The organism is Streptomyces sp. NPDC054765 (genome assembly GCF_053612065.1).
Genome location: NZ_JBSHBP010000063.1, coordinates 6,691 through 31,687, shown reverse-complemented (window position 1 = coordinate 31,687; position 24,997 = coordinate 6,691). Strand labels below are relative to the sequence as shown.

The window sequence follows — 24,997 nt, the reverse complement described above, 5'->3', positions numbered from 1 at the left end:
ACCCGGAGGTGATCGCCCTGGTCCGGAGACGCGCTACACAGCAAGGACGCCCGTGAATGCGACACGGGCGCCCGGCACTTCGGAACCACGACAGCTGATCAGGACGCTACACCGAGCGACGCCCGGCAGGCCGCACAACCGTGACGGACGCGTCGCCCTTCACCGGGCAAGGCCAGCGTGCGTCCTCCGTATCCCTGACCGATCGGATGGATGTGCGACGGCCGGCGCCGCGGGGTACGGCCTCAGTCGGATTCCCCGCCCTGGCTCTCGGACGGTTTGCGCCGGCGCCACCACAGACCGGTGCCGAGCCCGGCGAGGGCGACGACCCCGACGGCTCCGGCGGCGGAGATGATCCACCAGTACCGTGCACGGGCGTCGACATCTCCTTGCCCCGCGACCGCCGCCTTGCGCAGCGGCATGGCGGGCTGCGGCCGGTGGGCCACGCGCTGCGGCTCATCGCCGCTCTCGCCGGGCACCATGATGGGCAGCACACCGACGGGGGCGGCATGCCCGGCCGCCTCGAACCCCCAGTCCAGCAGGTGCCGCGTCTCCTCGTAGACGGCGTTCCGGCCGCCGGACTGCGGGTTCATGACGGTCACCAGCAGCGTCCGGCCATCGCGCCGGGCGGCGGCGATCAGGGTGTTGCCGGCGTGGGTCGTGTAGCCGTTCTTCACCCCGATGAGTCCGTCGTACGGCCTGACACCGTGTGAGCCGACCAGCAGCCGGTTGGTGTTCTCGATGCCGAACGCGTCCGGGCCGCCCTCCTCCGGCAGCTCCGCCTGCTTCGTCGCGGCGAAGTGGGCGAAGTCCGGGTCGGTCAGCCCGGCCCGCCCGAAGAGCGTCAGGTCGTAGGCGGACGAGAACTGGCCCGGCGTGTCGAATCCGTCGGCGGACTCCACCGTGGTGTCACGGGCACCGAGGCGGTGCGCCGTCTCCCGCATGTCGTCGATGGTCTTGTTCCAGCCGCCGTTCATGCTGGCCAGGGTGTGTACCGCATCGCTCCCCGAGCGGAGGAAGACGCCGTGCCACAGGTCCGCGACGCGATAGGGCAGGTCTTCCTTGAGGCCGGCGAGCGAGCTGCCCGCCTCGATACCGGCCAGGTCCTGGAGGGAGACGGTGTGTACCGCCCCCTGGGAGAACTTCGGCAGTACCGTCACGGCGAAGAGCGCCTTGAGGGTGCTGGCGGGTGGCAGTGGCCGGTGCGCGTCCTTGGCCGCGAGGACCTTGCCGCTCGCCAGGTCCGTCACCATCCAGGACAGGGCGGAGACCTCCGGTGGCTCCGGCACCTCCGGCCGGGGCAGGAACTGCACTCCGCGCCCGTCCAGCCGGCTTTCGGCGTCGACCGGGTCGGCCACGTGCGCGCCGGCCCGCAGGTCGTCGATGCCGTGGGGGCCATCGGCGGCTGCCGGGCCGGGCACGGCCAGCAGGCTCGCGGCACAAACGGTGGCTGCGGTAACGACTCTGACGGAGGCCCAACTCGCGCTCGACATGTGGCCCACGCTAAAAACGACCTCGGCCCGGCGCCGGTTGGCGTACTCCATCCGATGCGCGAGCGCCCGACTGCGGTACGCGCCACGCCGGGGCCGGCGGAAGGACCGCCGGCCCCCGCCCGGCCGGCCGGGCGGTCTACCAGATCGCGTCGACCCACTCCGGGTGGTCGATGAACGGGTTCCGGTTGTGCTGGTACTTGTCGAAGATCACCTGGTTGCGGCGCTGCTCGAAGGCGTCCGGCGGGTCCTGCTTGCTCCACTGCTTCAGGACGGAGATCCGCCCGATGTGCGGCTGGGAGCCGTTGCCGACCTGATCATTGGGCTCCAGGTCGGGGAAGCCGTCGCCGCCGTCATAGCGGACGGCCATATAGAGGATCATGCGGGCGACATCGCCCTTGACCGCGTTACGGGGCTCGAAGGAGTCGCCGTCGGTGTAGTTGCCCGGCGCCTCACCGACCTCGGTACCGCCGTTGTCGAAGTCCTTGTCACCGCGGGTGCTGTTGACGGACACATCCGCCGGGCGCAGATGGTGGAGGTCGGTACCGGGTCCGGTGGCGGTACCGAAGTCGCCGTGGGACTTCGCCCAGACGTGCTCACGATTCCAGTCGTCGGGATTGCTGCCGTGGGAGCTCTTGCTCTGCGAACGGCCGGTGTACAGCAAAATCACATTCGCGCTGTTGGCCGGGTCCTGGTCGGTGTCCTTGAGGGCGTCCCAGACCTGGGAGTACGTCAGCTTTCCGGTCTGGGTGCTGCTGATGATCCGGTGCAGCGAATCCTTGAGCGCCTGGCCGGTCTTACCCACGGCGTCTTTGTAGTACGTGTCGTCATAGGACGTGTCGTCATATGCGCCGACGGATATGGAGGAATGCTGGGTGACGGACGCGGCGGTGGCACGGTGGTGTGCGGCCGGGGTGGCCGTCGCACTGGCCGGGATCTGTGCGACCACCGCCGTCAGTGCCGTTCCGGCGGCGATGGCCAGCGCGGTACGCACGCGACGGGTCACGCGGGTGTTGTCCACGAAGGGTGTCCTCTCCCCGAATTGTGGCGCCGAGTCGCGAAAATGTGGGGCACGACCGGCACCGGCCGTAGGGAATACGGCCGCAGACAGCTTTCCACCGCGTTAATCACCGCCGTGTGAACAACAGGGGAGAGTGATGTGTCCACACCGTGGCAACCACCGAATTCCCCCGAAATTGCCGCACAGTAATCGATCGTCGATGCCTCATCAGAAGTGCTTGACCCACACCGCTTTCGAGGCGGCAGCCCGAGGGAACGGCCGGCCGCGGGTCCCTACGAGCGAGGCGGCGAACCGCTTCCGCCCGGCGCTCGCACACCGATTCCCGTACGCATACGACGGTGCGTCAGGCCGGGACATCCGGGCAACAGCAGCGCGGGCGGCCGGCGCCCCTTGGGCTCATCGGGTGAACCCGTGCCTCACCCGCAACCGGACGGGGGCCGTCCGGCTTCCGAAGAACTGACACAGTCTTCGCCGAATCCCTTGAATCCTTCGGACCGCGAGTTGTGGAGGCCCCATGTCGCCTTACCGCCCCACTCCCCCGCCGTACGGTGCGACGCCCGCTTATGCGCTCGCTCCGCCGCGCCCCGAGGAGCGTCTCGGTGCGCCCGCGTACCCGCAGGAACCGCCGCACCCGTCCGCCTGCCCCGTACACCCCGTTCCCCCGCCGCCCCGCCCGGAGGACCGGCTGCCCTTCGAGCCGCCGCAGCCGTACGGCCTGACCTCTCCCCCGCGCCCCGGGGAGCAGCGGCAAGGGCCGGTGGCGATGCCCGATCACCGGCGGCTGGACCTCCAGGCCGCCTTGACCGCGGCCGGTGTCGCTCCGGCTGACGCGGACCTGGCGGCCCTGGCGGAGATCGCGAGCCTGGGCGACAGCACGGTCGGCGCCGTCATCGGCTGGCTCGCGGCCGCCGCACAGGCATCCTGGCCGCGCTCGCACGCCGTGTGAGGCAACTTCCCCGTCCCCCGCACCGTCACCGTTACCGTCACCGGGGTGCGGAACGCTGCGGGCCCCGGCCCGGCGTCGGGTGTACCGCCGTGCGCCCGCTGGTCCGGCAGGCGTAATGGCAGGCGTAACGGCAGTGTGTCGTGTGGTGTGTGGTGTCCCCTCCTGCATGCCGTCCGTCTACGTCGCACCTCGTGGGGAACCGGGCCGGTCGGGTGCCGCCGGCGCGCTGGAGGACGCGGCGCCGGGCAGCGGGCGGGCGCGGCCGGGGTCGAGGAGCGGGGCGAGCAAGTCGCCGTGGCGGGCGCAGCGGGGGGCGATCTCGCTGAAGAGGAAGGTGAGTTGAGACGGGTCGGTGCACTCGGCGATCTCGTCCCAGGTGACCGGTGCGGAGACGGTGGGGGTGGGGCGGGCGCGCAGGGTGTAGGCGACGGCGGTGGTCTTGGCGGCGGCGTTCTGGGAGAAGTCGATGAAGACCTTGCCGGGGCGCAGGGCCTTGGTCATCTTGTGCACGACGAGGTCCGGGAGGGCCGCCGCGGCCTCGACGGCGAGGGTCCTGGCGTAGGCGGTGGTCCGTTCGGAGGGGGTGGGCTCGATGGGCACGATGAGGTGCAGCCCCTTGGCGCCGCTGGTCTTGGCGTAGACGTCCAGACCGTCGGCGGCCAGCCGGCCGTGCAGCCACTGTGCCGCGGCGCAGCACTCCACGAGGGTGGCCGGGGCGCCGGGGTCGAGGTCGAAAACGAGGCGGTCGGCGATGCCCGGGGCCTGGCGCTTCCATTGCGGGGTGTGCAGCTCGACGACCAGGTTCGCGGCCCAGACCAGCGAGGGCAGGTCCTGCAGCAGGACCTGCCGGGCGGGCCCGGACGTCGAATGGGGGACCTCGCAGGTCTTCACCCAGGAGGGTGTGCCCGGCGGCACGTTCTTGGTGAAGAAGCGCTGGCCGTCCGGCCCGTCGGGGTAGCGCAGAAAGGAGAGCGGCCGGTCGTGGAGGTGGGCGAGGAGCGGGCCCGCGACGGTGGTGCAGTAGTGCAGCACCTCGCCCTTGGTGGTGCCGGTCCGGGGATAGAGGACCTTGTCCAGGTTGGTCAGCGAGAGGCGTCGCCCCTCCACATCGGTGATCGGCGACATACCATGAGAATCCCACACAAGGGATGAAAGATGCGTTCTATCTGGAATGGGTCTATATCGTTCGGCCTGGTCACCATCCCCGTGAAGACCTACAGCGCCACCGACCGCACCTCGTCGGTCTCTTTCGTGCGCATTCACGAGAAGGACGGCGCACAGGTCCGGTACCGCAAGATCTGTGAGCTGGACGGCGAGGAGGTCCCGAACGAGGAGGTCGGCAAGGGCTATCAGGCGCCGGGCGACGAAACCGTCGTGCCGATCACCGATGAGGATCTGTCCCAGCTGCCGATGCCGGCCGCCAAGACGCTGTCCATCCTCTCGTTCGCCGATCCCGCCGAGGTCGACCCGCTCCAGATGGACAAGGCCTACTACCTGGGACCCAACGGGGCGTCCGCCACCAAGCCGTACACGCTGCTGCGGGAGGCGCTGGAGCACCATCGGAAAGTCGCGGTCGGCAAGGTCGCGATGCGGGGGCGGGAGTCGCTGGCGATGTTGCGGGCGCACGACGGGGCGATCGTGATGCACACGCTGCTGTGGCCGGATCAGATCCGGCCCGCCACCGGTGTGGTGCCCGACGATGTCGAGATCCGCGAGAACGAGATGACGCTGGCCGAGACGCTGATGGACTCCCTGGGCGAGCTGGACCCCGCCGAGCTCCACGACGACTACCGCGAGGCCGTCGAGGAGCTGGTGGCCGCCAAACTGGAGGGCGAGGAGCCGGCCGCCCCCACCGCGTCGGGGACCTCCGGCGCCCAGGTCATCGATCTGACGGCGGCCCTGGAGAAGAGTGTGCGGGCGGCGCGGGGCGGCGGGGAGAGCGCAGCCCAGGAGGAGTCGGCGTCCGTGACGCCCATACGGGGGCGGAAGGCCGCGAAGGGGAGCGAGGCGGAACCGGCCGCCGGCAAGCGGAGCGGCACCGCGACGAAGAAGGCGGCGAAGAAGACCGCCCCGGCCGGTGCGAAGAAGGCGGCGGCCGCACCGAAGGCCACCGGCGGACGGGCGAAGGCCGCTTCGACGGCCAAGAAGAGCACGAGCGGCCGCGGCACCTCCGGGGGCACGTCCGCGAAGACCGCGTCGAAGACCCCCGCCAAGAAGACCACGGGCAGGAGGACGGGCAGCCAGTCGTCCGCGTAGGCGGGTCCGGTGGACCGGGGCAGGACGGGCCCCGGGTCCGTCGGGCCACCGCGTACCGGGGCGCCCGTTCTAGAGTCTTGGTATGGCTTCAGACGAGGGGACCACCCGCATCGACAGCTGGATCTGGTCCGTGCGGCTCACGAAGACGCGTTCGCTGGCCGCGACGGCCTGCCGCGCAGGGCACGTACGGGTCAACGGCGAACGGGTGAAGCCGGCCCACGCCGTGCGCAACGGCGACGAGGTGCGGCTGCGGCACGCGGGCCGCGAGCGGATCGTGGTCGTCTCGCGGCTGGTGCGCAAGCGGGTGGGCGCGGCCATCGCCGCCGAGTGCTTCATCGACAACAGCCCGCCGGCCCCGCCGCGCGAGGCGGCTCCGGTGATCGCACTGCGCGATCGCGGCACCGGACGCCCCACCAAGCGCGACCGCCGCGAGATCGACCAGTTGCGCGGCCTCTGACCGCTCCCGAGGAGCCGGTCGCCGGGCGGGCCGGACCCTGCCCGGCCTTGGTCCGCCAGGTGCGCCGGGTCCGCTCCGTGCGCCCCGTGCGCCCCGTGGACCCCGCAGGCAGCGCCTACACCGACGGCAGCGCGTCGAGGTAGACCCACTGGCCGTCCTCGCGGACGAAGCGGCTGTTCTCGTGCTGGCTGTCGGTGTGACCGTGCAAGCTGAAGTGCGCGCGGAATTCCACCGTTCCTTCGGTGTGGAAGGCGCTCCCGCCGGTGGTGGCGAGGATGTCCAGGCCGGTCCAGCGCTGCGCCGGTTCGAGGCCGAGGCTGCCGGGGCGGGTCGTCGGGTGCCAAGTGCGCAGCAGATAGCCGGTGTCACCGACGGCGAAGGCGCTGTAGCGCGAGCGCATCAGGCGCTCCGCGGTCGGAGCCGCGGCACGGCCCTCGTGAAAGGCGGCACAGCAGTCGCGGTAGGCCTCGGCGCGCCCGCAGGGGCACGGTGAGGCAGGGGTGACGGCGGCGGCCGGGCGGCGCGGCGCGTTCTTGGACTTGTTCGGCTTGTTCGGCTTGTTCGGCTTCGACACCCCACGATTGTGCCGGGTCGGCGGGCCCGGACCGCGACACGCCGAGGCACACGCAGAAGCGGCACGCCCTGGAGCTACGCCCATTTGGGGAATTCCCACGATAAATCACCCATTTGCAGCTTTTCGTGGCTTGATACGTGCTGTGAGGCTGGAAGAACTCATGGTGACCGTCCCCACCACCCAGGAGAGAACCCCCCATGATTCTGTCCATTTCCGGCGTCGTCCTGCTCGGTGTCATCGTCTTCCTCTTCTTCCGCAAAGACGGCCTGAAGTTGTCGCATGCACTGGTCTCCGCGCTCTTCGGGTTCTATCTCGCCAGCTCCGCCATCGCGCCCAGCATCAAGGCCGGCGGGGCGAGCCTGGCGAGCCTCCTCGGGGGGATCAAGATCTAGGGGTGTGCGGAGTCGCATCCGGCGCCACTCCACCGGTCCCGCCCGAACGGGCCGTACCACCTCCCGTCCGGGCGGCTCCGCGTGCCGCACGTCCCGGCTCGCCGCACGCACCGAGCCCGCCCCCACGACCACCGCACGAGCAACAGGAGACGATGTGGCCCGGCGCCCCCTGCCCCGCATCCTGACCGACAGCGCACCGCTCGCCCGCATGGCCAACAGCCCCTCCCTCGCCCGCAGCCGCGAACTCGCGCGCACCGCGGCCGACAGCGCCTCCGATGTGTTCCATCCGCTGATCATCATCGGCCGGGGGCTGCGCCGGCTGGGTGCGGCGGGGCGGGGGCGCTGGGCCGAGACGCCCCGGGAGCAGCGCGGTCCGCTGGCCTTCTTCGTCGGCGCCTGTGTGCTGGTCGTATGTCTGGTGCCGTACGGGCCGCTGCTCGCCCTGATCACCGTGATGGGCGCGGGGGCCTGGGCCGGACGGGTGCGTACGCCCGTGGAGACCGGGCCCGGTGAGGCCGAGCGGGAGCGGCTGCGGGCACTCTACGAGGCGCTGGTGCCGTACTTCTCCGTCGACGGCGACCCCAGCCCGCTCTATGCGCACGACGGTGGCTGGGAGCGGGTCTTCCCCGAGTACGCCTTCGACGACAGCGGGCGGATCGAACGGTTGCAGCTGAAGTATCCGGCGTACTTCACCGACGGTGAGGACCAGTCCCGGGTCCGCATCGAGCAGGTGCTGTATGCCAAGGCCGGCCGCGGCCGGGAGTATCACTTCGGGTGGGACGAGCTGGCCAATCAGCTCACCCTCACGGTGCTCGGCGCGCTGCCCACCGATATCGTCGCGCAGCGCTTCGTCACCTCGCCGGGCGAGACGGTACTCGGCTTCACCGACCCGGATGCCGTCCAGCGGACCCTGCCGGTCACCGCCGGGGAGGAGCGGCGGGACGCACCGCCGGTGGTCTGGCGTACCGGGCAGCGCTCCACCGAACCCCATCTGCTCGTCCTGGGGCAGCCGGGGACGGGCGCCACGACCCTGCTGCGCTCGATCGCGCTGCAGGCGCTGCAGCACGGGGATGCGCTGATCATCGACGGCAGCGGCACCGGCGAGTACGGCTGTCTGACCGGGCGGCGTGGCGTGCTGGGAGTGGAGAGCGGTCTTGCAGGAGCGCTGGCGGCCCTGGAGTGGGCGTCCCACGAGACCGAGCGGCGGCTGATCGCGGCGAACCGGGCACGGCAGGCCGGCCGGCCCGCGCCGGAGGACACCCGGCGGCCGTTGTGGATCATTGCGGACCGTCCGACGGCGCTGGCCCATATCGCCGTCGCGGAGGGCCGGGACGATCCGCAGCGGTGGCTTCAGGTGCCGTTGCGGCACGGCCGGGCCGCCCATGTGACGGTGGTCGTGGCCGACCAGTTCGAGAGCGCCGAGCTGCTGAGCGATCCGGTGCGGGCGCACACCAAGGCGCGGGTGGTACTCGGTCCCGCCACGTCGGAAGAGGTACGCGCGGTGCTCGGGGCGCCGCCGCACACCACGCCGACCGCGAGCGTGCCGCCGGGGCGGGGCTATGCGCGCCTGGGGTCGGCTCCCGTACTGCGGCTCCAGGTGCCGGCCACGCCCGACCCGCTCGACGGTGCCACCGGCCGGGCACACCGGCAGGCCGTCCTCGCGCTGCTGCCGGAGCGCACGGTCCCGGCCGACGGGGCGGGACCGGCCCAGCCGGTGTCCGGCCACGAGTCCACGGACGGCGGCACGCCGGTGGACATGAGCAAGCCGGTTGACGGCAAGCCGGTCGGCATGCGGAAGTCCGCCGACGCCGGTGAGCCCGTGCGCACCGGCACGTCCACGGGCGCCGCCGCGGCGGAGCCGGACAGCACAACCGCGGCAGCCGATGCGGACGGCGTGGACGAGGTGAAGGACGAGGTGACAGAGGAGGTGAAGGACGCGAACGGTGCGAACGGTGCGGCGCAGGACGCGGCGAGGACCGGCCCCGCGGCCGAGCCGGTGGGCGCGGCCGCGCGGGTGCGGACCGTCAGGGGCGGCGAAGCGCGAGCGGTCAACGGGTCGGCGGAGGCCGTCCGTGCCGAGGGGTGAGCCTCGCCCCGGCGGGCCGCTGCCGGCCGGCGGTCAGGCCACGAACGTGTGCCGCATCTCCGTATCCACCGGCGCACCCGTCGCGACCAGCCGCGCGGCGCCGGCCAGCCGGACCGCGGCCTCGTCGGCCACGGCCCCGCTGACCGTGAACGGCAGCCGTACGAAGCCCTCGAAGGCGCCGTCGACACCGAACCGCGGGCCGGAGGGCACCCGCACCCCGAGCCGCTCCCCCGCCTCGGCGATCCGGGACCCGGAGAGTCCGCCCGTACGCGCCCACAGGGTGAGACCGCCGCGGGGGACGCTGAACTCCCAGTCGGGGAGGTGCCGGTGCAGCGCCTCGACGATCGCCTCGCGGTTCTCGCGGGCCTGCTCACGGCGGATGCCGACGGCCTGTTCCCAGCCGCCGGTCTCCAGGAGCGAGGCGATGGCGAGCTGTTCGAGGACCGGTGAGCCCAGGTCGGAGTAGGCACGGGCGGCGACCAGGCTGCGGATGATGTCGGGGGCGGCGCGGACCCAGCCGATCCGCATCCCGGCCCAGAAGGCCTTGCTCACCGAGCCGACGGTGATCACCGCGCTGCCGGCGGGGTCGAAGGCACAGACCGGGCGCGGCGGCTCCGGATCGTGGTCCAGCTGGAGTTCGGTCATGGTCTCGTCGACGACGAGCAGGGTGCCGGCGGACCGGGCGGCATCGACGAGGCGACGGCGCTGGTCCTCGGTGGCGAGGGTGCCAGTGGGATTGTGGAAGTCGGCGACGACATACGCCATACGGGGCGCGGCGTCGCGCATCACCTGGCGCCAGACCGGGATGTCCCAGCCGGCCAGCTTGTCCGCGAGCGCGACCGGGACGAGCCGGGCCCCGGCGTCCCGCATCAGCTGAAGGATATTGGCGTACGACGGGGAGTCGACGGCCACCCGCTCGCCGGGGCTCGTGCACAGCCGGCAGATCGCGGCCACCGCACCCATTGCGCCCGTGGTCACCATGATCTGTTCGGGCATGGTGGGGATACCGCGGGCGGTGTAGCGGTCCGCGAGGGCCTGGCGCAGGACGGGCAGACCGGCCGGGTAGTCGCCGTGGGTGTGGGCGTAGAGCGGAAGGTCGGCCATCGCGCCCTGGACGGCGCGGGTGAGCCAGGGTTCGGGAGCCGGCAGGGCGGCGCAGCCCAGGTCGATCATGGAGCCGGCGGCCTCCGGCGGCAGCGGTTCCAGGCCGCGGGTGGGCAGCGGATTGCCGGCCGGGACGGCGGTCCAACTGCCCGAGCCGCGCCGGGACTCCAGGAATCCCTCGGCGCGCAGCGCTTCGTAGGCGGCGGCGACGGTGGTGCGGCTGACACCGAAGGCCGCAGCCAGCTCGCGCTCGGCGGGCAGGCGCGCGGCGACCGGCACCCGTCCCTCCAGGACGAGGAGGCGGATGCCGTCGGCGAGGCTGCGGTAGGCGGGCAACCGGCGGCCGGCGGCGGTGAGTTGGGCATCGCGCGGGTCCTGCGACCGGAGCAGCCGGGCGAGTTGGGGCGCACCCACCGCTGAAGTCCACTGAGCCATGAAGATCAGTCCACCTTCCCCGAATTGGCTCTACTTGCCGAGCCCGGACATGCCACATGGTGTCATGCGTCGGTCCAATCCTGCCAGGAGGGGGAACAGTGTCCATGATCAAGAAATCCGGCCCGGTGCGGGGGCTGCCGGTGCGCCGGCTGGTCCAGCTCTACACGGGGCTCACGCTGTACGGCGTGAGCATGGCGCTGATGCTGCGGGCCGGGCTGGGGCTGGAGCCATGGAGCGTGCTGAACCAGGGCATATCCCGCCACACAGGACTGTCGATCGGCACGGTGACCATCGTGTCCGGCGCCTTGATCCTGCTGCTGTGGATCCCGCTGCGCCAGCGCCCCGGCCTGGGCACGGTGTCCAATGTGGTGATCCTCGGGCTGGTGATGGACGCGACGCTGGCCTGGACGCCGCAACTGCACTCACTGGGCTCCCGCATCCCGCTGCTGGCGGGCGCCGTCCTCCTCAACGGCGCCGCGACCGGTCTGTACCTCTCCACGGATTACGGCCCGGGGCCGCGCGACGGGCTGATGACCGGGCTGCATCTGCGGACCGGCCGCCCGGTGCGCCTGGTGCGGACCTGCATCGAGGTGGCGGTGCTCGCGGCCGGCTTCCTGCTCGGCGGGTCCGTCGGGGCCGGCACGGTGGTCTATGCCCTGGCCATCGGTCCGCTGGCGCAGTTCTTCCTCCGCCGCTTCGCGCTCAAGGACCGGCCTGTGCAGGCGTCCCCGGTGGTGGCCCGCGGAGGGACTTCACCCGAGCACGCGATACTGCCCGAGTGACCTCAGCGATACGCATCCGCCACGCCTATCTCGACCACCCCGTGCCGCTGCCCTTCGCCCACCGGGGCGGGGCCGCGGAGGGCCTGGAGAACACCGCCGCCGCCTTCCGCCGCGCGATCGGCCTCGGCTACCGCTATCTGGAAACCGATGTGCATGCCACATCGGACGGAAAGCTCGTCGCCTTCCACGACGCGACGCTCGACCGCGTCACCGACGCCCGCGGCGCGATCGGCCGGCTGCCCTGGCGCGCGGTGGCCCGAGCCCGGGTCGGCGGCCGGGAACCGCTGCCGCTCTTCGAGGAGCTGCTGGAGGAGTTCCCCGAGGCCCGCTGGAACGTCGACCTCAAGGCGGAGGCCGCGCTGTCACCGCTGCTGGACCTGCTGCGGCGCACGGACACCTGGGACCGGGTGTGCGTCGGCTCGTTCTCGGAGGCCCGGGTGGCCCGCGCCCAGCGGCTGGCCGGACAGCGGATGGCCAGCTCGCTCGGCACCCGCGGCGTGGCCGGCCTGCGGCTCCGGTCGTACGGCCGCGGGGTGCTGCCGCTCGACCGGCTGCTGGGTGCGGCGGTCCGGCGCAGCGCGGTCTGCGTACAGGTCCCCGAGCGGCAGTCCGGCATCCCCGTCGTCGATCCGCTCTTCCTGCGCACCGCGCACGGCCTGGGCATGCAGGTCCATGTCTGGACGGTCAATGACGCGGATCGGATGGCGGCACTCCTGGACCTCGGTGTGGATGGCATCATGACCGATCACATCGAGACGCTGCGGACGGTGCTGACCGAGCGAGGGTGCTGGGTCTGAGGGGGTCGCGAGCCGGACGAGGCCTCGCGGACACGCCCCCGGGCCAAGACCGCCGGCCGTCGTCCGCCGCCGTGCACGGGGACAGGAAGACGGGGGTGGGCGTGGAGAGCGCACAAGCCATGGCCGAGGGCGTGGACGAGACGGCCGCCCGGCGCCGCGAACAGCGCGGCTGGTATTGGTACGACTGGGCCAACAGCGTCTATTCGACGACCGTCCTGACGGTGTTCCTGGGGCCGTATCTGACCTCGGTGGCAAAGGCCGCGGCGGACGCGGACGGCTTTGTACACCCGCTGGGCATTCCGGTGCGCGCGGGCTCCTTCTACGCGTATGCGGTGTCCGCCTCGCTGCTGCTGTCGGTGCTGGCGATGCCGCTCGCCGGGGCACTGGCCGACCGGAGCGGCCGGAAGAAGCCGCTGCTGGGCGGCTGCGCCTACACGGGCGCCGCGGCGACGACGGGGATGTTCTTCCTGGGCGGCGAACGCTATCTGCTGGGCGGGGCGCTGCTGGTTCTCGCGAACGTCTCGTTCGTGGTGTCGATGATGCTCTACAACTCCTTCCTGCCGCAGATCGCCCGGCCCGACGAACGCGACGCGGTCTCTTCCCGCGGCTGGGCCTTCGGGTACGCGGCCGGGGCCCTGGTCCTGATCGCCAATCTGGTGCTCTACGGCGCGCACGACTCCTTCGGCCTCTCCGCGGGCACCGCGGTGCGCATCTGCCTGGCGTCGGCAGGGCTGTGGTGGGGCGCTTTCTCGGTGATTCCGCTGCGCCGGCTGCGCGACCGGCGGGCGGCCGTCACCAGGGAGCCCGCCGGGGCCGGCGGCGCCGCGCTCGGCCAGGGATGGCGGCAGCTGCGGGAGACGCTGCGCGAGATGCGCCGCCACCCCCTCACGCTCTCCTTCCTGCTGGCCTATCTCGTCTACAACGACGGGGTGCAGACGGTGATCACCCAGGCGTCCGTATACGGGTCCGAGGAACTCGGCCTGGACCAGACGACGCTGATCGTGGCGGTCCTGCTGGTCCAGGTGCTGGCCGCGGCGGGCGCCCTGCTGATGGGGCGCCTCGCCGGGAGCTACGGCGCGCAGCGGACGATTCTGGGCTCACTGGTGGCCTGGGTGCTGACGATCTCGGCCGGCTACTTCCTGCCCGCGAAGGCGCCCGGGTGGTTCTTCGGGCTGGCCGTCGGCATCGGCCTGGTCCTGGGCGGAAGCCAGGCGTTGTCACGTTCGTTGTTCTCGCATCTGGTGCCGCACGGCAAAGAAGCGGAATACTTTTCCGCGTACGAGATGAGTGACCGGGGTGTGAGCTGGCTGGGACCACTGGTGTTCGGGGTGGCCTATCAGCTCACCGGGAGCTACCGGGATGCGATCGTGTCCCTCGTGGCGTTCTTTGTGATCGGATTTGTCCTGTTGGCGAGGGTGCCGGTGGGGCGGGCGATCGCGGCGGCGGGAAATCCTGTACCTGACCGGATTTAGTCCCAGAGCGTGCGGGCCGGTAGTGTACGCCTTTGGCTCACCAGGCGGACCGTTACTGCGCGCTCAACTAAGGATGGCGCTGGGTGACATCTGCTGCCAGATGTGACAAACCGGGCGCTGGTGGGTACAACAAGGGGCGGCACGAAGGAAGGCAGCGGCGCACAGCGCCTCCATCATGGGCGGTGGTGGGCGACGGGTGGGCGTATGTCCCGAATCACGATTACGGGAATCTTCACCGCCGACCGGACGTTGACCGGATGACGACGACAGCGACACCTGTCCTGTGGGCGACAAGCCCGGGAGGCACGATTCATGAGTGAGCGAGCTCTCCGCGGCACGCGACTCGTGGTGACCAGCTACGAGACCGACCGCGGCATCGACCTGGCCCCGCGCCAGGCGGTGGAGTACGCATGCGAGAACGGACATCGATTCGAGATGCCGTTCTCGGTTGAGGCCGAGATTCCGCCGGAGTGGGAGTGCAAGGTATGTGGTGCACCCTCGCTTCTGGTGGATGGCGATGGCCCTGAGGAAAAGAAGGGTAAGCCCGCGCGTACGCATTGGGACATGCTCATGGAGCGGCGCACCCGCGAGGAGCTCGAGGAGGTGCTGGCCGAACGGCTGGCCGTCCTGCGCTCCGGCACCATGAACATTGCCGTGCATCCGCGCGACAGCAACCGCAAGTCCGCCTGACGACGGACCTGCGCCAAGCAGTACGAAGGGCCGGGGCCACTGCACTGTGCGGTGGTCCCGGCCCTTGCTGTGTCCGCGGCTGCCCCGTCCGCGGCGCGCACGCCCCGGACGCCTGAGTCCTCAGCCGGCTGAGGACTCAGCCTGGTCAGCGCTCAGCCGGTCAGCGGTGGGTCCTGGCGGCGCGGCGCGGAAGGCTCGTCCTCGCGGATGACCTCGCCCTGGACGACCTTGCCGTCGGGCCGGTGCATCCGGGCCTGCTGAAAGGCGCCACCGAACGAGCCCGGGGCGTAACCCGCCCGCCGGGTCAGCAGCTTCTCGGCGCGGCGCCGGATCAGCTTCCCGGTCGGCGGGAACAGGCAGAGCAGCCCCAGGGCGTCGGACACCAGCCCGGGGATCATCAGCAGCAGCCCGCCGGCCATCGGGAGGGTGTTGCCACTGCCCGACTTGTCACTTCCGTACTTGCCGCTGCCGGACCTATCGCCGCCGGACTTGGCGTCGGCGGATGCGCTGTCGCCGGACGGAGCGCGGCTGCCGGGAGCCGCCGGGTCGCCGGTGGTCTGAAAGCTCTCGGTGAGGTTGCGCCAGGCGCGACGGCCGGCCCGCTTGACCACACAGCCACCGACGATCACCCCGGCGACCAGCAGAAGGAAGACCGTCAGGCCGTTGGTGGCCCCGGCGACCACGGTCAGCAGCCAGATCTCCAGCACCATCCAGGCGGCGATGCCCAAGGGGACGAACCTGCGGGTGCGCGAGCGCTGGGGCGGGCGGGGACTCGGCGAAGGCGTGGCTCCGAACGTCATGCCTCAAGTGTGCCTGGCCCGTCCCCCTGCACCCCCTGAGGGTCGCACGGGAAGGACCATCTCCGGAGGGGCCGGCTGCGCCGGATCCGGGGTCAGCGGCGGCGGATCTTGTCCATCCGGGAGCCGATCCCCCAGGCCGTGACCCGCCACAGTGCCTCGACGACGATGTCGCGGCTCATCTTGCTGTCGCCCAGCTCCCGCTCGACGAAGGTGATCGGGACCTCGACGACGTGATAGCCGGCCTGCACGGCACGGCGGGCGAGGTCGACCTGGAAGCAGTAGCCCTGGGAGGACACGTCGTCCAGGCCCAGCCCCTTGAGGGTCCGCGCGCGAAAGGCCCGGAAGCCGCCGGTGATGTCGCGCAACGGCAGGTCCAGCACCAGCCGGGAGTACGTACTGCCCCCGCGGGAGATGAGCTGGCGGTACTTGGGCCAGTTCACGGTGCGGCCACCGGGCACCCAGCGCGAACCGAGGACGAGATCGGCGCTCTTGAGGGCGGTGAGCAGCCGCGGCAGTTCCTCGGGCTGGTGCGAGCCGTCGGCGTCCATCTCGACCAGCACGTCGTAGCCGTGGTCGATGCCCCACCGGAAGCCCGCGAGGTAGGCGGCACCGAGGCCCTCCTTGCCCTTGCGGTGCAGGACATGGACCTGCTCGTCGTCGGCGGCCAGTTCATCGGCGAACTTGCCCGTGCCGTCAGGACTGTTGTCGTCCGCGACGAGCACATGCGCCTCGGGGACGGCGGACCGCACCCGCGAGACGACCGGCTTGATGTTCTCCGCCTCGTTGTACGTCGGAATGATCACCAACGTGGTGCCGAGCGGGTCGTACTGCCGCTGACCGTCTGTCACTGCTGTCCCTTCTCGTCCTTCGTACGCCCGCGCCGTCCGACGACTACCGCGGCGGCACAGGACAGAAGTCCCACGATAGCGAGCACCCACTCAGGAGCGGCTCCCACGCGGTCGGCGAGCGTCGTTTCGTCTCGCAGCGGGATCCGCGCGGAGACCACGCCCTGGGTGAACTCGGGGATCTGGTGGGTGATCCGGCCGTCCGGGGCGACCACCGCGCTGATTCCGCTGGTGGCCGCGGTGACCACGGAGCGGCCGTGTTCGACGGCGCGCAGCTTGGACATCGCGAGCTGCTGCTCGGGCTGGCCGGAGCGCCCGTAGGTGGCGTTGTTGGTCTGGATGACCAGGGCACGGGCACCGGCATCGACGGTGTCGTGGACGATCTGGTCGTAGGCGACCTCGAAGCAGATGACATCGCCGAGCCGCGCGGGGCCCACGTGGAGCACGCCGGTGTGGTCACCGGGGTAGAAGTCGCGGGGCACCCGCTGGAACCGCGTGATGATCTTGCTGAGCTGCTCCCGGAACGGCACATACTCGCCGAACGGCACCGGGTGCTGCTTGGTGTAGGAAGCACCCGGCCCCTTCTTCGGGTCCCACACGATGCCCTCGTTGAAGACGTACCCCTTCTTGGTGGGGTGGTTGATCAGGGCGCCGACGAGGACGGGCACGCCGATGGCCTTCACCGCCTCGTCGATCCGGTCGTAGGCCTGCGGGTACTGGTACGGGTCGAGGTCGGAGGAATTCTCCGGCCAGATGACCAGGTCCGGCTTCTTGACCCGGCCGGCCTTGACGTCGGCGGCCAGCTTCTCGGTGGCGGTGGCGTGGTTGTCAGTGATCATCATGGGGCGGCCGAGGAAGTCCATGCCGGGCTGCTGGACATTGCCCTGCACGACGGCGATATCGACGGTGTCGTCGGCCTTCGTGGGGACGGGTACGGCAAGGCCGGCCAGGGTGACCGCGGCGGCGAGCCCGAACGCTTCCAGGGCCGGGACGGCCCGGCGCAGCGATCCGTTGCCGCGCAGCCCCCAGAGGGCGACGGCGCATACGGCGCACAGCCCGCCGGCCAGTGCGACCGCGAAGGTCACCAGCGGGGCGCCGCCGAGCGCGGCGAGCGGGGTGAACGGCGAGCCGGTGTTGGCGAAGGCGAGCCGGCCCCACGGGAAGCCACCGAACGGCAGCCGGTCACGGGCCCATTCCTCGGCGACCCAGAGGCAGGCGGCCCACAACGGACCGCCCGGCAGCCGGGAGGTGACGGCGAGCGCCGCGCCCAGCAGCGTCACGAAGAGCGCCTCGGCGACCGAGAGGCCGAACACCGCGTCCCAGCCGACGACATGCAGCCACTTCAGCAGGACCAGGAAGAACGGCAGCCCGAACGCGAAGCCCGTCCAGGCGCCCTGCCGGGCGGTGCGGCCACGGGTCAGCAGCGACAGCGCGGCGACGCTCACCAGGGACAGCGGCCACAGGTCGTACGGCGGGAAGGCCAGGGCCAGCGCGATGCCGGAGACAGCCGCAAGGCCGGTGCGCAGCGCCTCGCGGCGGGCCAGGGCGGCGAGCCGCCGGATGCGCCCGGGGCGCGCCGGCGCGGACGTGGGGTCCGTCTCGGCGCGGGTCACCTGGCCGTCGGGCGAGGTGCCGCTGACGGCTGCTTCGGTGGTATCGGAACCCGATGGCACGGTCGCGGGCCTTCCTGCAGGTCGTGCGGTGGTGAGCTGACCGTACATCGGGAGGCCGGGATTGCGGATATGGGGTGCACAAAAGGCGAAAGGGCCCGCCGGAGAGTACGGGCGGGCCGCGGTGCGGTGCGGTTAGGGGCCCGGCGCCCTTCGGGCCGACCTGGGACCCGCTGGCTGCGGGTCGACCGAAAGCCGTTGTCTACTGAGCGTCCGGGCCCCACCCGGGTCGCACCTTCCCCCAGGCTCCTGAGGAGCAGGGAGGGACCCCCATCCGGCCGAAACGCTCCGTTGTCCCGTGCCGCTGGTGCTGGGCCTGGCTCCCAGTGGCGGTGTGCCCAAGTGGCGCACCGCCCCATGGCCCAGCTGCGTTCGACGACTGCGCGGAGGTCTCCCGGTCGGACGTCCTGTGGTGGACTCGGCCGAACCTACCGGCCGTCGACCGCCTGCTGTCAACAGGTGCTCCGCCTGCGTCGTTTTCGCGTCGCCCCAGGTCAGCCGCGAGCGCCCCCAAGCAGGGCAAGGAGCGGCAAGCGCAGCCCGCGCCGGCACCTGCCCGCGCGATGTCACTCGTTCGGCGGCCCGAAGACCGTTCGCCCGCCGACGACCGTGCTCAGGCATACCGGGAGGTCGTTGCCGGGGGTGAGATCGGGCAGGCCGGGGGTGCCGGAGCGGGGGTCGGTGGACCAGCGCTCGACCCGCTCGTCGGGTGCCTGGACGATCAGGTCGCCGGTGCGCCAGACCGCGTAGTCGGCGGGAGCACCGGGCACCAGGACGCCCGCGTCGTCCCGGCCGATGGCGCGCCAGCCGCCGCGGGTGTGGGCGGTGAACGCGGCGCGGGCGGAGATGCCGTGGGCGCGGGTGCGGTGGAAGACGGCGGCGCGCACGGTGCCCCAGGGGTCGAGCGGGGTGACCGGGCTGTCGGAGCCGAGCGCGAGCGGGACACCGGCCTTGAGCAGCGCGGCGTACGGGTTGAGGGTGCGGGCGCGGCCGGCGCCCAGGCGGGCGGCGTACATGCCCTCCTCGCCGCCCCAGGCGGCGTCGAAGGCGGGCTGGACGGAGGCGGTCAGGGCCAGGTCGGCGAAGCCGGCGATGGTGTCCTCGGTGAGCATCTCGGCGTGCTCGACACGATGCCGTGCGGCGCGGATCCGGTCGAGGCCCAGCCGGTCGGCGGCAGCGCGTACGCCGGTGACGACGCCGGTGAGGGCGGCGTCGCCGATGGCGTGGAAGCCCGCCTGGAGCCCGGCCTCGGTGCAGGCGGCGACATGGGCGGCGACGGCCTCGGCGTCGAGCTGGGCGGCGCCGCTGTGGCCGGCGTCCGCATACGGGGCGTGCAGATGGGCGGTGTGCGATCCGAGCGATCCGTCGGCGAACAGATCGCCCGCGGCGCCGATGGCCCCGAGCTCCCGGATGCGCTCCGCGTCCTTTGCGGAGGCGATCGCCTCGGCCCAGTAGCCGACGACGCGAGGACCGTCGCCCTCCCGGGCCAGGGCGAGCAGCCCCGTGAAGTCGTCCTCGCCGGAGATGTCCGGGCCCGCGCACTCGTGGATGCTGCCGATGCCGAGCGAGGCGGCGCGGGCGAGCGCGGCGGCCTGGGCCTCGGCGCGCTGAGCGGGGGTGACGGTGGCGTACGCGGCCTCGCGCACCGCGTGGTGGGCGGCGCCGGTCAGCGGGGCACCGGCATGGAAACCGTCCCGCGCGCGGATGCCGGGGACGAGGTCCAGCAGCGCCGTCGTCACGACCGCGGAGTGCACATCGACACGGGTGAGATAGAGCGGGCGGCCGCCGGTGGCCGCGTCCAGCTCCGCGCGGGACGGTGGGCGCCCCTCCGGCCAGGCGCTCGCGTCCCAGCCGTGCCCGAGCAGGATCCGGTCCGACGGGCGGGCGTCCGCGTACGCACGGATCCGGGCCAGCGCATCGGCCAATGTGACGGCGCTGACCAGGTCGAGGCCGGTGAGCGCGAGGCCGGTCGCGGTGGTGTGCACATGTGCGTCCGTGAACGCCGGAGTGACGAGCGCACCGTCGAGCTGGATCACCTGGTCCACGCCCTCAGCGAAGGAGTCGGCCGCGCCCTCCTCACCGACCCAGGCGATGCGGTCACCTTCCACGACCATGGCGGTGGCGAAGGGGTCCGCGGGGCTGTGCACCTCACCGCCGCGCAGCAGGACGGTGCGGGGCTGGGCCCGGTGGGAAAGGTGCTGCCGGGCCGGGCCGGGGATGCGCTCGCTCATACCGGACAGTTTGCCCCCTGCGCACGGACGGACCGCGCGCAGGGGCCCGTTGCCGGTCAGATGCGCGGCGGGCGTGCCTCGTAAGGGGTGGAGAGCACGACCGTGGTGCGGGTCGAGACGCCCGCGAGGGTGCGGATGCGGGTGAGCAGGTGCTCCAGCTCCAGCGGGGTGGCGACCCGGACCTTGAGGATGTAGTTCTCGTCGCCGGCGACGCTGTGGCAGGCCTCCAGCTCGGGGACCTCGGCGAGGCGGTCGGCGATGTCGTCCGGCGCACTGGGGTCGAAGGGTTTGACCGAGATGAAGGCGGTGAGCGGCAGGCCCACGGCTTCGGGGTCAACGATGGCGGCATAGCCCCGGATGACACCGCGCTGCTCCAGGCGGCGCACCCGTTGGTGCACCGCCGAGGTGGACAGGCCGGTGGCCTTGCCCAGGTCGGTGTAGCTCATCCGCCCGTCCTTGACGAGCAGATCCACGATTTGTCGGTCCAACTCCTCCACCCGCTCAACTTACTGCGCGCGGGGGCGTATGCGCACCGCGCGCCGGATCGTGGACCCCCTCACGCCGGTTCATGTGACCAATGCCACACATGTGATCCGGTGTCGGCGGGGTGCCGGCGATTATGCGTGCGGCATGAAGGGAATTGCTGCTGGTGGCCAGGACCGCCCGTCACAGGAAGTCAGCGGTACGACCGGCCCACCCGAGGGGGATGGACATCATGCGACGCCTTGAGCAGGACTCCGCTGCCGCACACATCGGCGCCCAGGAGGGCGACAGTCCCGGCGGCTTCGGCGACGACGGTGCGGACGACTCTTTCGACACCTACGAGATCTACCGCGTGACCTGCCCCGACTGCCTGCAGCCGATCGCGCTGCTGGCGGACGAGGACACGCTTCCCGAGCACGCACTGTGCGCCTCGCCGTGGAACCCGTTCGGCCTGACGGTGTGCCAGGGCTCCGGACGGACGGCGTCCGAGGCCCCGGAGACCGCCGACACCCTGGACGCCCAGGAGCAGGACGCGGCCATGCTGCTGACGCTCCCGGAGACCCTGGACTGGCGCCGTCAGCCGTTCTCGCACCTGGGCGGGCCCGGCGCCCGGCCGCTCCCGGTGCCGCGGATGCGCCCGCTCGCCTGAGAGCCCTGCCGGGCCCGGACGACCGGCGCCCGGCCTCACCAGTAGCGGCCCTCGATCATCGCCTCCAGGGTGTCCCGGTGCAGGATCAGCGCATCGGCGTCGGCCGGCACCGGCACCTCCCCGAAATGCACCCGGCGGTAGGCCACGCGCAGCATGACGATGGCGTGCCGCAGGGCCGCGTAGAGAGTGTGGAACTCCATATCGCGGGGCCGGTGTCCGGTGAGCCGGGCATAGCGGCTCTCGATCCGGTCGCGGCGCAGGAAGCCGGGCAGCCCCGGTCGGCCGCTGCCCTCGGCGAGGTCCTGGAAGAAGCGGTGGAGATAGACCATCCAGCCCAGGTCGAGTTCCCGGGGCCCGAGGGCGGCCATTTCCCAGTCGAGTACGGCGGCCGGCTCGAAGCCGTCGTAGACGATATTGCCGATACGGGCGTCGCCCCAGGTCAGTACGGTCTCGCCGGGGTCCGGCGGCCAGTGGTCGGCCAGCCGGGAAAAGCCTCGCTCGATGAGCGGGGAGCGGGGGCGGCCCGCAACGACCCATTCGTAGTAGGCCTGTTGGGCCTGGACATGACGTCGCAGTGCAGTGCCCGTTCCCGGGGTGGCGAGGAAGTCGGCGGCACCGGGCGGGACTTGGTCGTGCAGCCGGGCGAGGACCGAGACGCTGGCGGCTTCCAGCTGGTCGCGCTCGGCGTCGGTGGCGTCGTGCAGCCAATTCCCCTCGTACGTATAGGGCATGACGTCCGGTGGGACGCGCCCGGCGGCACGGGCCATGACGAAGAACGGCGCGCCGAGCGGCGCCGGGTCCTCTTCGAGCCAGAGCGTGCGGGGCACGGGAAGGTCGGTGTGTGCGGCGACCAGGCGCATGGTGCGGTACTGCCGGGCCATGTCGTACCGCGGGAAGACGGTGTACGCGGCCGGGTCGGCGGCGAGGCGCAGTGCGCAGGGGATGGGGGTCGTTTCCTGCTCGTGCGGGTCTCCGGCGCCCGAGGGGAGTCGAGAGCTCGGGAGCGGGGCCGAGAGTCCGGGGGACGGCGGCCGGGGGTGGTCGATGTCGAAGAGCAGTGTCTCGCTGGACATGCCGTTGGAGTCCGGCACCGCAGCGGCGACGGCACGGGCGCCGGGGATCCGGGTGCCGAGCCAGGCGGTGAGCCGACGGGTGAGCGCTTCGGGGTCACGGGTGGTGGTGCGGGGACGGGGTCCGGTGGTCACTTTCCGGCCTCCTGCGCGACGGAGTCATAGCCGGTGAAGCCGCTCGGGTCGTGCCGGCCGAAGCTGCCGTGCTCGAAGATGCCATAGCCGGTCCGGCCGTTGAGGGTGAAGCGGGCGGCGTGGTCGGTGACTCCGTAGGCGGTGTGCGGGTGGGCCGCCGGGTCGGAGAGGTCGTAGCTGCGGCGGTCGGTCCAGCCCCGGCCGCGCCAGGTGCCGTGCTGCCAGTCGTCGGCGTCGGGGCCCCCGCTGCTCGAACCGAGCGGGGAGCTTGCGGGAGGGTAGCCGGCGCCCAGGGCCAGGGGCGACGAGGTGAGGATCTCAGCGGTGAGGTCGAGGGGTTTGCGGGCGATGTCGGTGAGGTGGATGACGGCACGTTCGGGGTGGCGGGTGCCGGGGCGGTAGCCGATGTCGGTGTGCGGCCAGCCGAGTTGGGCGTCGCGGGCGCCGTTGCGGACCATGGTGGCCTCGTTCAGGGTGCGATGGCCGTCGGCGTCCTCCTGGACGATGACCATCACAAAGCGGTCGTCGAAACGCACCGGGCACCAGATCCAGTGGAAGCCCTCGGGCCGCAGCTCCTCCGCGGCCCGTCCGCCGTCCTCACCCGGGATCGGGCGTACGCCCCAGCTGCGGTCGCGGGTTCCGGTCCACTCCCCCGCCGTGACAGCCAGTTCCTGGCCCGCGACGCGGATACGGCCGGTGCAGGTGCCTGCCTGGACGAACCGCCGGCCTTCGAGCGTCAGCCGGTCGCCGCGGTACTGGGTGTGGTGCGGCTCCCAGGTGGCCGGGAACGCGGCAGTCCAGGTCAGGTCGTACGCCAGGCCGTCCGGGTCCCCGGGGTCCGCGGCACAGGTCAGCCGCAGCCGGGCGAGCGGCTCCTCGACGGTGATGGTGAGCGGGCCGACGGTCAGGGCGAGGCGGTCGTCGCCGAGCGCGTCGGAGGCCCGTACGGCGTGCAGCCGGTCGCCGAGGCGGAGGGTGGCATAGGCGTCGATGACACCGGTGTTGGGGTAGACGCCGAGGCCGGCGATCAGCAGGGCGCGGCCGGAGTGGTCCATGACGTGGAAGATGCACCGGTCGTAGGCGTTGCGGTCGCCGGTGGCGACATGCCGCATGGACAGCGGGACCTGGTGGATCGGGTACTCGTCGAGCGCGATCGGGCGGTCGGGCACGGTCTCCTCCTGGGCGCGCGAGGGTGCACGGCGGTCGCCCGGGACAGGGCCCCTGGGCGGGAATTGACGGTACGTCAGCTCAGGACGGGCGGCCAGACCCAGGGCCGGGGGGTAGGGGGTCAAGTGGATGGGCACCTGTTACCTTCTCGGGGTCGATGCCGAACTGACCCCGGAGCCACGGTGACCTCACTCCCTCCTCTGCACTGTCTGCGCTGCGCCCGCCCGTCGGAGGGTTTCGACGGCTGCCCGGTCTGCGCCGCCGAGGGCATCGGCGTCAATACGATGCCGCCGCTCGCGAATCTGGCCGGTGTCGCCCTCGCCGCGTACCCGGGCGGGCCGTGGGGCCTGCCGACGGCGCTGCCGGTGCCCGGTCCGCCGCTGACGCTGGGTGAGGGCAACACCCCGTGCATCCGGCTGCGGAGGGAGCCGGACCGGCCCCAAGAGGGCGGGCCTGTCGGGGAATTGTGGCTGAAATACGAGGGTGCGAACCCGACCGGTTCGCACAAGGACCGGGCGATGGCCGTCGGGGTGGCCGCGGCGGTGGCGGCCGGTGCGGACACCGTGGTCGCCGCCTCCTCCGGCAACGCCGGGGCGTCGGCCGCGGCGTATGCGGGGCGGGCCGGGCTGCGCTGTGTGGTGTTCACCAACGAGGCGGTGCCGGCGGGGCTGCGGGCCCAGATCGATGCGCTGGGCGCCGAGCGGGTGGTCCACCCGGGCACCGCCGGCGAACGGAACGCGGCGATGGCCCGAGCCGTCGCGAAGCACCGCTGGTACCCGCTGACCAGCTACTCCTCGCCCTCGCCTGGTGGGAATCCGTATGCCAACGAGGGCTACAAGTCGGTCGCCTACGAGCTGGCGCGGGACTTCTCCGGGCAGTGGCTCGACGCGGTGGTGGTCCCCACCAGCCGGGCGGATCTGCTGTCCGGAATCGGCCGTGGTTTCCGGGAGTTGGCGGCCGCGGGGCTGATCGCACACGAGCCCCGGCTGGTGGCCGCCGAGCCGACCGCCGCGGCACCGTTCACCGCCGCGCTGCGCCGGGCGGACCGTGCGGACCAGGAACGTACGCGCATGGCGCGCGGGCCGACGGTGGCGTTCTCCCTCGGGGAGGAGCGGCCCTGCTGGCAGGGGCTCGATGCGCTGTGGCGCAGCGCGGGCACGGCCGTCGCACTGGACGACGACGCGATCGTGGCGGAGCACCGGAGGCTGGCGGCGGAGGGTCTGGTCCTGGAGCCCTCCTCCGCCGTCGGGTCCGCCGTGGCACGGGATCTGGCCCGGACGCCCGGCGTGCGGGTGGTCGCGATCGGCACGGCAACAGGGCTCAAGGGGCTGGCAAACTGAGCCGGGAGAGACGTGGGGGCGGGCGCCGGGGGGCACCGGGCCCCCCCCCACCCCGAAGCCGGGGAACGGCCGCCCGCCCGGGGAGGGCGTGGACCCAACCCGCGGAGT

23 protein-coding genes are annotated in these 24,997 nt (G+C 72.1%); 11 read left to right on the top strand and 12 right to left on the bottom strand.

What is annotated here, in order from left to right; genetic code table 11:
• Positions 1-242 precede the first annotated feature (242 nt).
• Together ACWGJY_RS30020 and ACWGJY_RS30015 are read right to left on the bottom strand one after the other, a co-directional pair.
• Positions 243-1,490, bottom strand: coding sequence for a D-alanyl-D-alanine carboxypeptidase family protein (locus ACWGJY_RS30020; RefSeq protein WP_453264005.1), 1,248 nt, complete (start codon positions 1,488-1,490; stop codon positions 243-245).
• A 136-nt stretch (positions 1,491-1,626) separates the two neighbouring features.
• Positions 1,627-2,508 (bottom strand): endonuclease I family protein, encoded by an 882-nt coding sequence (locus ACWGJY_RS30015; protein WP_453264004.1) that lies wholly within the window; start codon positions 2,506-2,508, stop codon positions 1,627-1,629.
• Positions 2,509-3,022: 514 nt separating this feature from the next.
• Between ACWGJY_RS30015 and ACWGJY_RS30010 the strand changes: the two genes are divergently transcribed.
• Positions 3,023-3,454 (top strand): hypothetical protein, encoded by a 432-nt coding sequence (locus ACWGJY_RS30010; protein WP_453264003.1) that lies wholly within the window; start codon positions 3,023-3,025, stop codon positions 3,452-3,454.
• Positions 3,455-3,631: 177 nt separating this feature from the next.
• Here the strand turns inward: ACWGJY_RS30010 and ligD are convergent, their stop codons facing one another.
• The gene (gene ligD, locus ACWGJY_RS30005) at positions 3,632-4,579 is read right to left on the bottom strand and encodes a non-homologous end-joining DNA ligase (RefSeq protein ID WP_453264002.1); all 948 of its coding nucleotides are present in this window, start codon (positions 4,577-4,579) and stop codon (positions 3,632-3,634) included.
• A gap of 30 nt (positions 4,580-4,609) precedes the next feature.
• Between ligD and ku the strand changes: the two genes are divergently transcribed.
• Entirely contained in the window at positions 4,610-5,710 is a 1,101-nt protein-coding gene (gene ku / locus ACWGJY_RS30000; protein ID WP_453264001.1) for a non-homologous end joining protein Ku, read from the top strand.
• Positions 5,711-5,792: 82 nt separating this feature from the next.
• On the top strand, positions 5,793-6,167 hold the full coding sequence (locus ACWGJY_RS29995) for an RNA-binding S4 domain-containing protein (protein ID WP_453264000.1): 375 nt from the start codon (positions 5,793-5,795) through the stop codon (positions 6,165-6,167).
• A 115-nt stretch (positions 6,168-6,282) separates the two neighbouring features.
• Here the strand turns inward: ACWGJY_RS29995 and ACWGJY_RS29990 are convergent, their stop codons facing one another.
• On the bottom strand, positions 6,283-6,741 hold the full coding sequence (locus tag ACWGJY_RS29990) for a YchJ family protein (RefSeq protein WP_453263999.1): 459 nt from the start codon (positions 6,739-6,741) through the stop codon (positions 6,283-6,285).
• Positions 6,742-6,938: 197 nt separating this feature from the next.
• Between ACWGJY_RS29990 and ACWGJY_RS29985 the strand changes: the two genes are divergently transcribed.
• Complete coding sequence (locus tag ACWGJY_RS29985; RefSeq protein WP_018092434.1) at positions 6,939-7,133, top strand: hypothetical protein; 195 nt, start codon at positions 6,939-6,941, stop codon at positions 7,131-7,133.
• Between the two features lie 154 nt (positions 7,134-7,287).
• The gene (locus tag ACWGJY_RS29980) at positions 7,288-9,219 is read left to right on the top strand and encodes a hypothetical protein (RefSeq protein ID WP_453263998.1); all 1,932 of its coding nucleotides are present in this window, start codon (positions 7,288-7,290) and stop codon (positions 9,217-9,219) included.
• Positions 9,220-9,252: 33 nt separating this feature from the next.
• Here the strand turns inward: ACWGJY_RS29980 and ACWGJY_RS29975 are convergent, their stop codons facing one another.
• Positions 9,253-10,758 (bottom strand): SCO1417 family MocR-like transcription factor, encoded by a 1,506-nt coding sequence (locus ACWGJY_RS29975; RefSeq protein WP_453263997.1) that lies wholly within the window; start codon positions 10,756-10,758, stop codon positions 9,253-9,255.
• A gap of 104 nt (positions 10,759-10,862) precedes the next feature.
• Between ACWGJY_RS29975 and yczE the strand changes: the two genes are divergently transcribed.
• The 4 genes from yczE to ACWGJY_RS29955 all read left to right on the top strand — a co-directional run bounded on the left by yczE (position 10,863) and on the right by ACWGJY_RS29955 (position 14,499).
• Positions 10,863-11,540 (top strand): membrane protein YczE, encoded by a 678-nt coding sequence (yczE, locus tag ACWGJY_RS29970; protein WP_453263996.1) that lies wholly within the window; start codon positions 10,863-10,865, stop codon positions 11,538-11,540.
• Positions 11,537-12,337: a glycerophosphodiester phosphodiesterase family protein gene (locus ACWGJY_RS29965; RefSeq protein WP_453263995.1), complete on the top strand. Its 801-nt coding sequence runs from the start codon at positions 11,537-11,539 to the stop codon at positions 12,335-12,337. Before yczE ends, ACWGJY_RS29965 begins: the two co-directional genes overlap by 4 nt.
• A 119-nt stretch (positions 12,338-12,456) precedes the next feature.
• Positions 12,457-13,809 carry an MFS transporter gene (locus tag ACWGJY_RS29960; protein ID WP_453264013.1) on the top strand — a complete coding sequence of 451 codons (1,353 nt, stop codon included), beginning with the start codon at positions 12,457-12,459 and terminating at the stop codon, positions 13,807-13,809.
• Positions 13,810-14,121: 312 nt separating this feature from the next.
• Positions 14,122-14,499, top strand: a complete 378-nt coding sequence (locus ACWGJY_RS29955; RefSeq protein WP_030080286.1) for an RNA polymerase-binding protein RbpA — start codon at positions 14,122-14,124, stop codon at positions 14,497-14,499.
• A 152-nt stretch (positions 14,500-14,651) separates the two neighbouring features.
• Here ACWGJY_RS29955 and ACWGJY_RS29950 read toward each other — a convergent pair whose 3' ends face one another.
• The 5 genes from ACWGJY_RS29950 to ACWGJY_RS29930 all read right to left on the bottom strand — a co-directional run bounded on the left by ACWGJY_RS29950 (position 14,652) and on the right by ACWGJY_RS29930 (position 20,542).
• Positions 14,652-15,299: an FxsA family protein gene (locus ACWGJY_RS29950; protein ID WP_453263994.1), complete on the bottom strand. Its 648-nt coding sequence runs from the start codon at positions 15,297-15,299 to the stop codon at positions 14,652-14,654.
• 92 nt (positions 15,300-15,391) lie between these two features.
• Entirely contained in the window at positions 15,392-16,147 is a 756-nt protein-coding gene (locus ACWGJY_RS29945; RefSeq protein ID WP_453263993.1) for a polyprenol monophosphomannose synthase, read from the bottom strand.
• Positions 16,144-17,817 carry an apolipoprotein N-acyltransferase gene (gene lnt, locus ACWGJY_RS29940; protein WP_453263992.1) on the bottom strand — a complete coding sequence of 558 codons (1,674 nt, stop codon included), beginning with the start codon at positions 17,815-17,817 and terminating at the stop codon, positions 16,144-16,146. The genes ACWGJY_RS29945 and lnt overlap by 4 nt, the downstream gene beginning before the upstream one ends.
• Before the next feature lie 563 nt (positions 17,818-18,380).
• On the bottom strand, positions 18,381-20,045 hold the full coding sequence (locus ACWGJY_RS29935) for an amidohydrolase (RefSeq protein WP_453263991.1): 1,665 nt from the start codon (positions 20,043-20,045) through the stop codon (positions 18,381-18,383).
• A 56-nt stretch (positions 20,046-20,101) separates the two neighbouring features.
• Positions 20,102-20,542, bottom strand: a complete 441-nt coding sequence (locus tag ACWGJY_RS29930; RefSeq protein WP_026170119.1) for an Lrp/AsnC family transcriptional regulator — start codon at positions 20,540-20,542, stop codon at positions 20,102-20,104.
• A gap of 209 nt (positions 20,543-20,751) precedes the next feature.
• On the opposite strand from ACWGJY_RS29930, the gene ACWGJY_RS29925 reads away from it, so the two are divergent.
• Positions 20,752-21,177 (top strand): hypothetical protein, encoded by a 426-nt coding sequence (locus ACWGJY_RS29925; protein WP_453263990.1) that lies wholly within the window; start codon positions 20,752-20,754, stop codon positions 21,175-21,177.
• A gap of 35 nt (positions 21,178-21,212) precedes the next feature.
• Here the strand turns inward: ACWGJY_RS29925 and ACWGJY_RS29920 are convergent, their stop codons facing one another.
• Together ACWGJY_RS29920 and ACWGJY_RS29915 are read right to left on the bottom strand one after the other, a co-directional pair.
• Complete coding sequence (locus ACWGJY_RS29920) at positions 21,213-22,382, bottom strand: phosphotransferase family protein (RefSeq protein WP_453263989.1); 1,170 nt, start codon at positions 22,380-22,382, stop codon at positions 21,213-21,215.
• On the bottom strand, positions 22,379-23,551 hold the full coding sequence (locus ACWGJY_RS29915; protein WP_453263988.1) for a hypothetical protein: 1,173 nt from the start codon (positions 23,549-23,551) through the stop codon (positions 22,379-22,381). Before ACWGJY_RS29915 ends, ACWGJY_RS29920 begins: the two co-directional genes overlap by 4 nt.
• 180 nt (positions 23,552-23,731) lie before the next feature.
• Here ACWGJY_RS29915 and ACWGJY_RS29910 point away from each other — a divergent pair, with 180 nt between their 5' ends.
• Entirely contained in the window at positions 23,732-24,889 is a 1,158-nt protein-coding gene (locus tag ACWGJY_RS29910; RefSeq protein WP_453263987.1) for a pyridoxal-phosphate dependent enzyme, read from the top strand.
• Positions 24,890-24,997 lie beyond the last annotated feature (108 nt).

Coding starts and splice junctions, on each gene's coding strand:
- ACWGJY_RS30020 (WP_453264005.1), bottom strand. CDS start 1,490: ATGTCGAGCGCGAGTTGGGCCTCCGTCAGAGTCGTTACCGCAGCCACC.
- ACWGJY_RS30010 (WP_453264003.1), top strand. CDS start 3,023: ATGTCGCCTTACCGCCCCACTCCCCCGCCGTACGGTGCGACGCCCGCT.
- ligD (WP_453264002.1), bottom strand. CDS start 4,579: ATGTCGCCGATCACCGATGTGGAGGGGCGACGCCTCTCGCTGACCAAC.
- ku (WP_453264001.1), top strand. CDS start 4,610: ATGCGTTCTATCTGGAATGGGTCTATATCGTTCGGCCTGGTCACCATC.
- ACWGJY_RS29995 (WP_453264000.1), top strand. CDS start 5,793: ATGGCTTCAGACGAGGGGACCACCCGCATCGACAGCTGGATCTGGTCC.
- ACWGJY_RS29985 (WP_018092434.1), top strand. CDS start 6,939: ATGATTCTGTCCATTTCCGGCGTCGTCCTGCTCGGTGTCATCGTCTTC.
- ACWGJY_RS29975 (WP_453263997.1), bottom strand. CDS start 10,758: ATGGCTCAGTGGACTTCAGCGGTGGGTGCGCCCCAACTCGCCCGGCTG.
- yczE (WP_453263996.1), top strand. CDS start 10,863: ATGATCAAGAAATCCGGCCCGGTGCGGGGGCTGCCGGTGCGCCGGCTG.
- ACWGJY_RS29960 (WP_453264013.1), top strand. CDS start 12,457: ATGGCCGAGGGCGTGGACGAGACGGCCGCCCGGCGCCGCGAACAGCGC.
- ACWGJY_RS29955 (WP_030080286.1), top strand. CDS start 14,122: ATGAGTGAGCGAGCTCTCCGCGGCACGCGACTCGTGGTGACCAGCTAC.
- ACWGJY_RS29950 (WP_453263994.1), bottom strand. CDS start 15,299: ATGACGTTCGGAGCCACGCCTTCGCCGAGTCCCCGCCCGCCCCAGCGC.
- ACWGJY_RS29935 (WP_453263991.1), bottom strand. CDS start 20,045: ATGAGCGAGCGCATCCCCGGCCCGGCCCGGCAGCACCTTTCCCACCGG.
- ACWGJY_RS29925 (WP_453263990.1), top strand. CDS start 20,752: ATGGACATCATGCGACGCCTTGAGCAGGACTCCGCTGCCGCACACATC.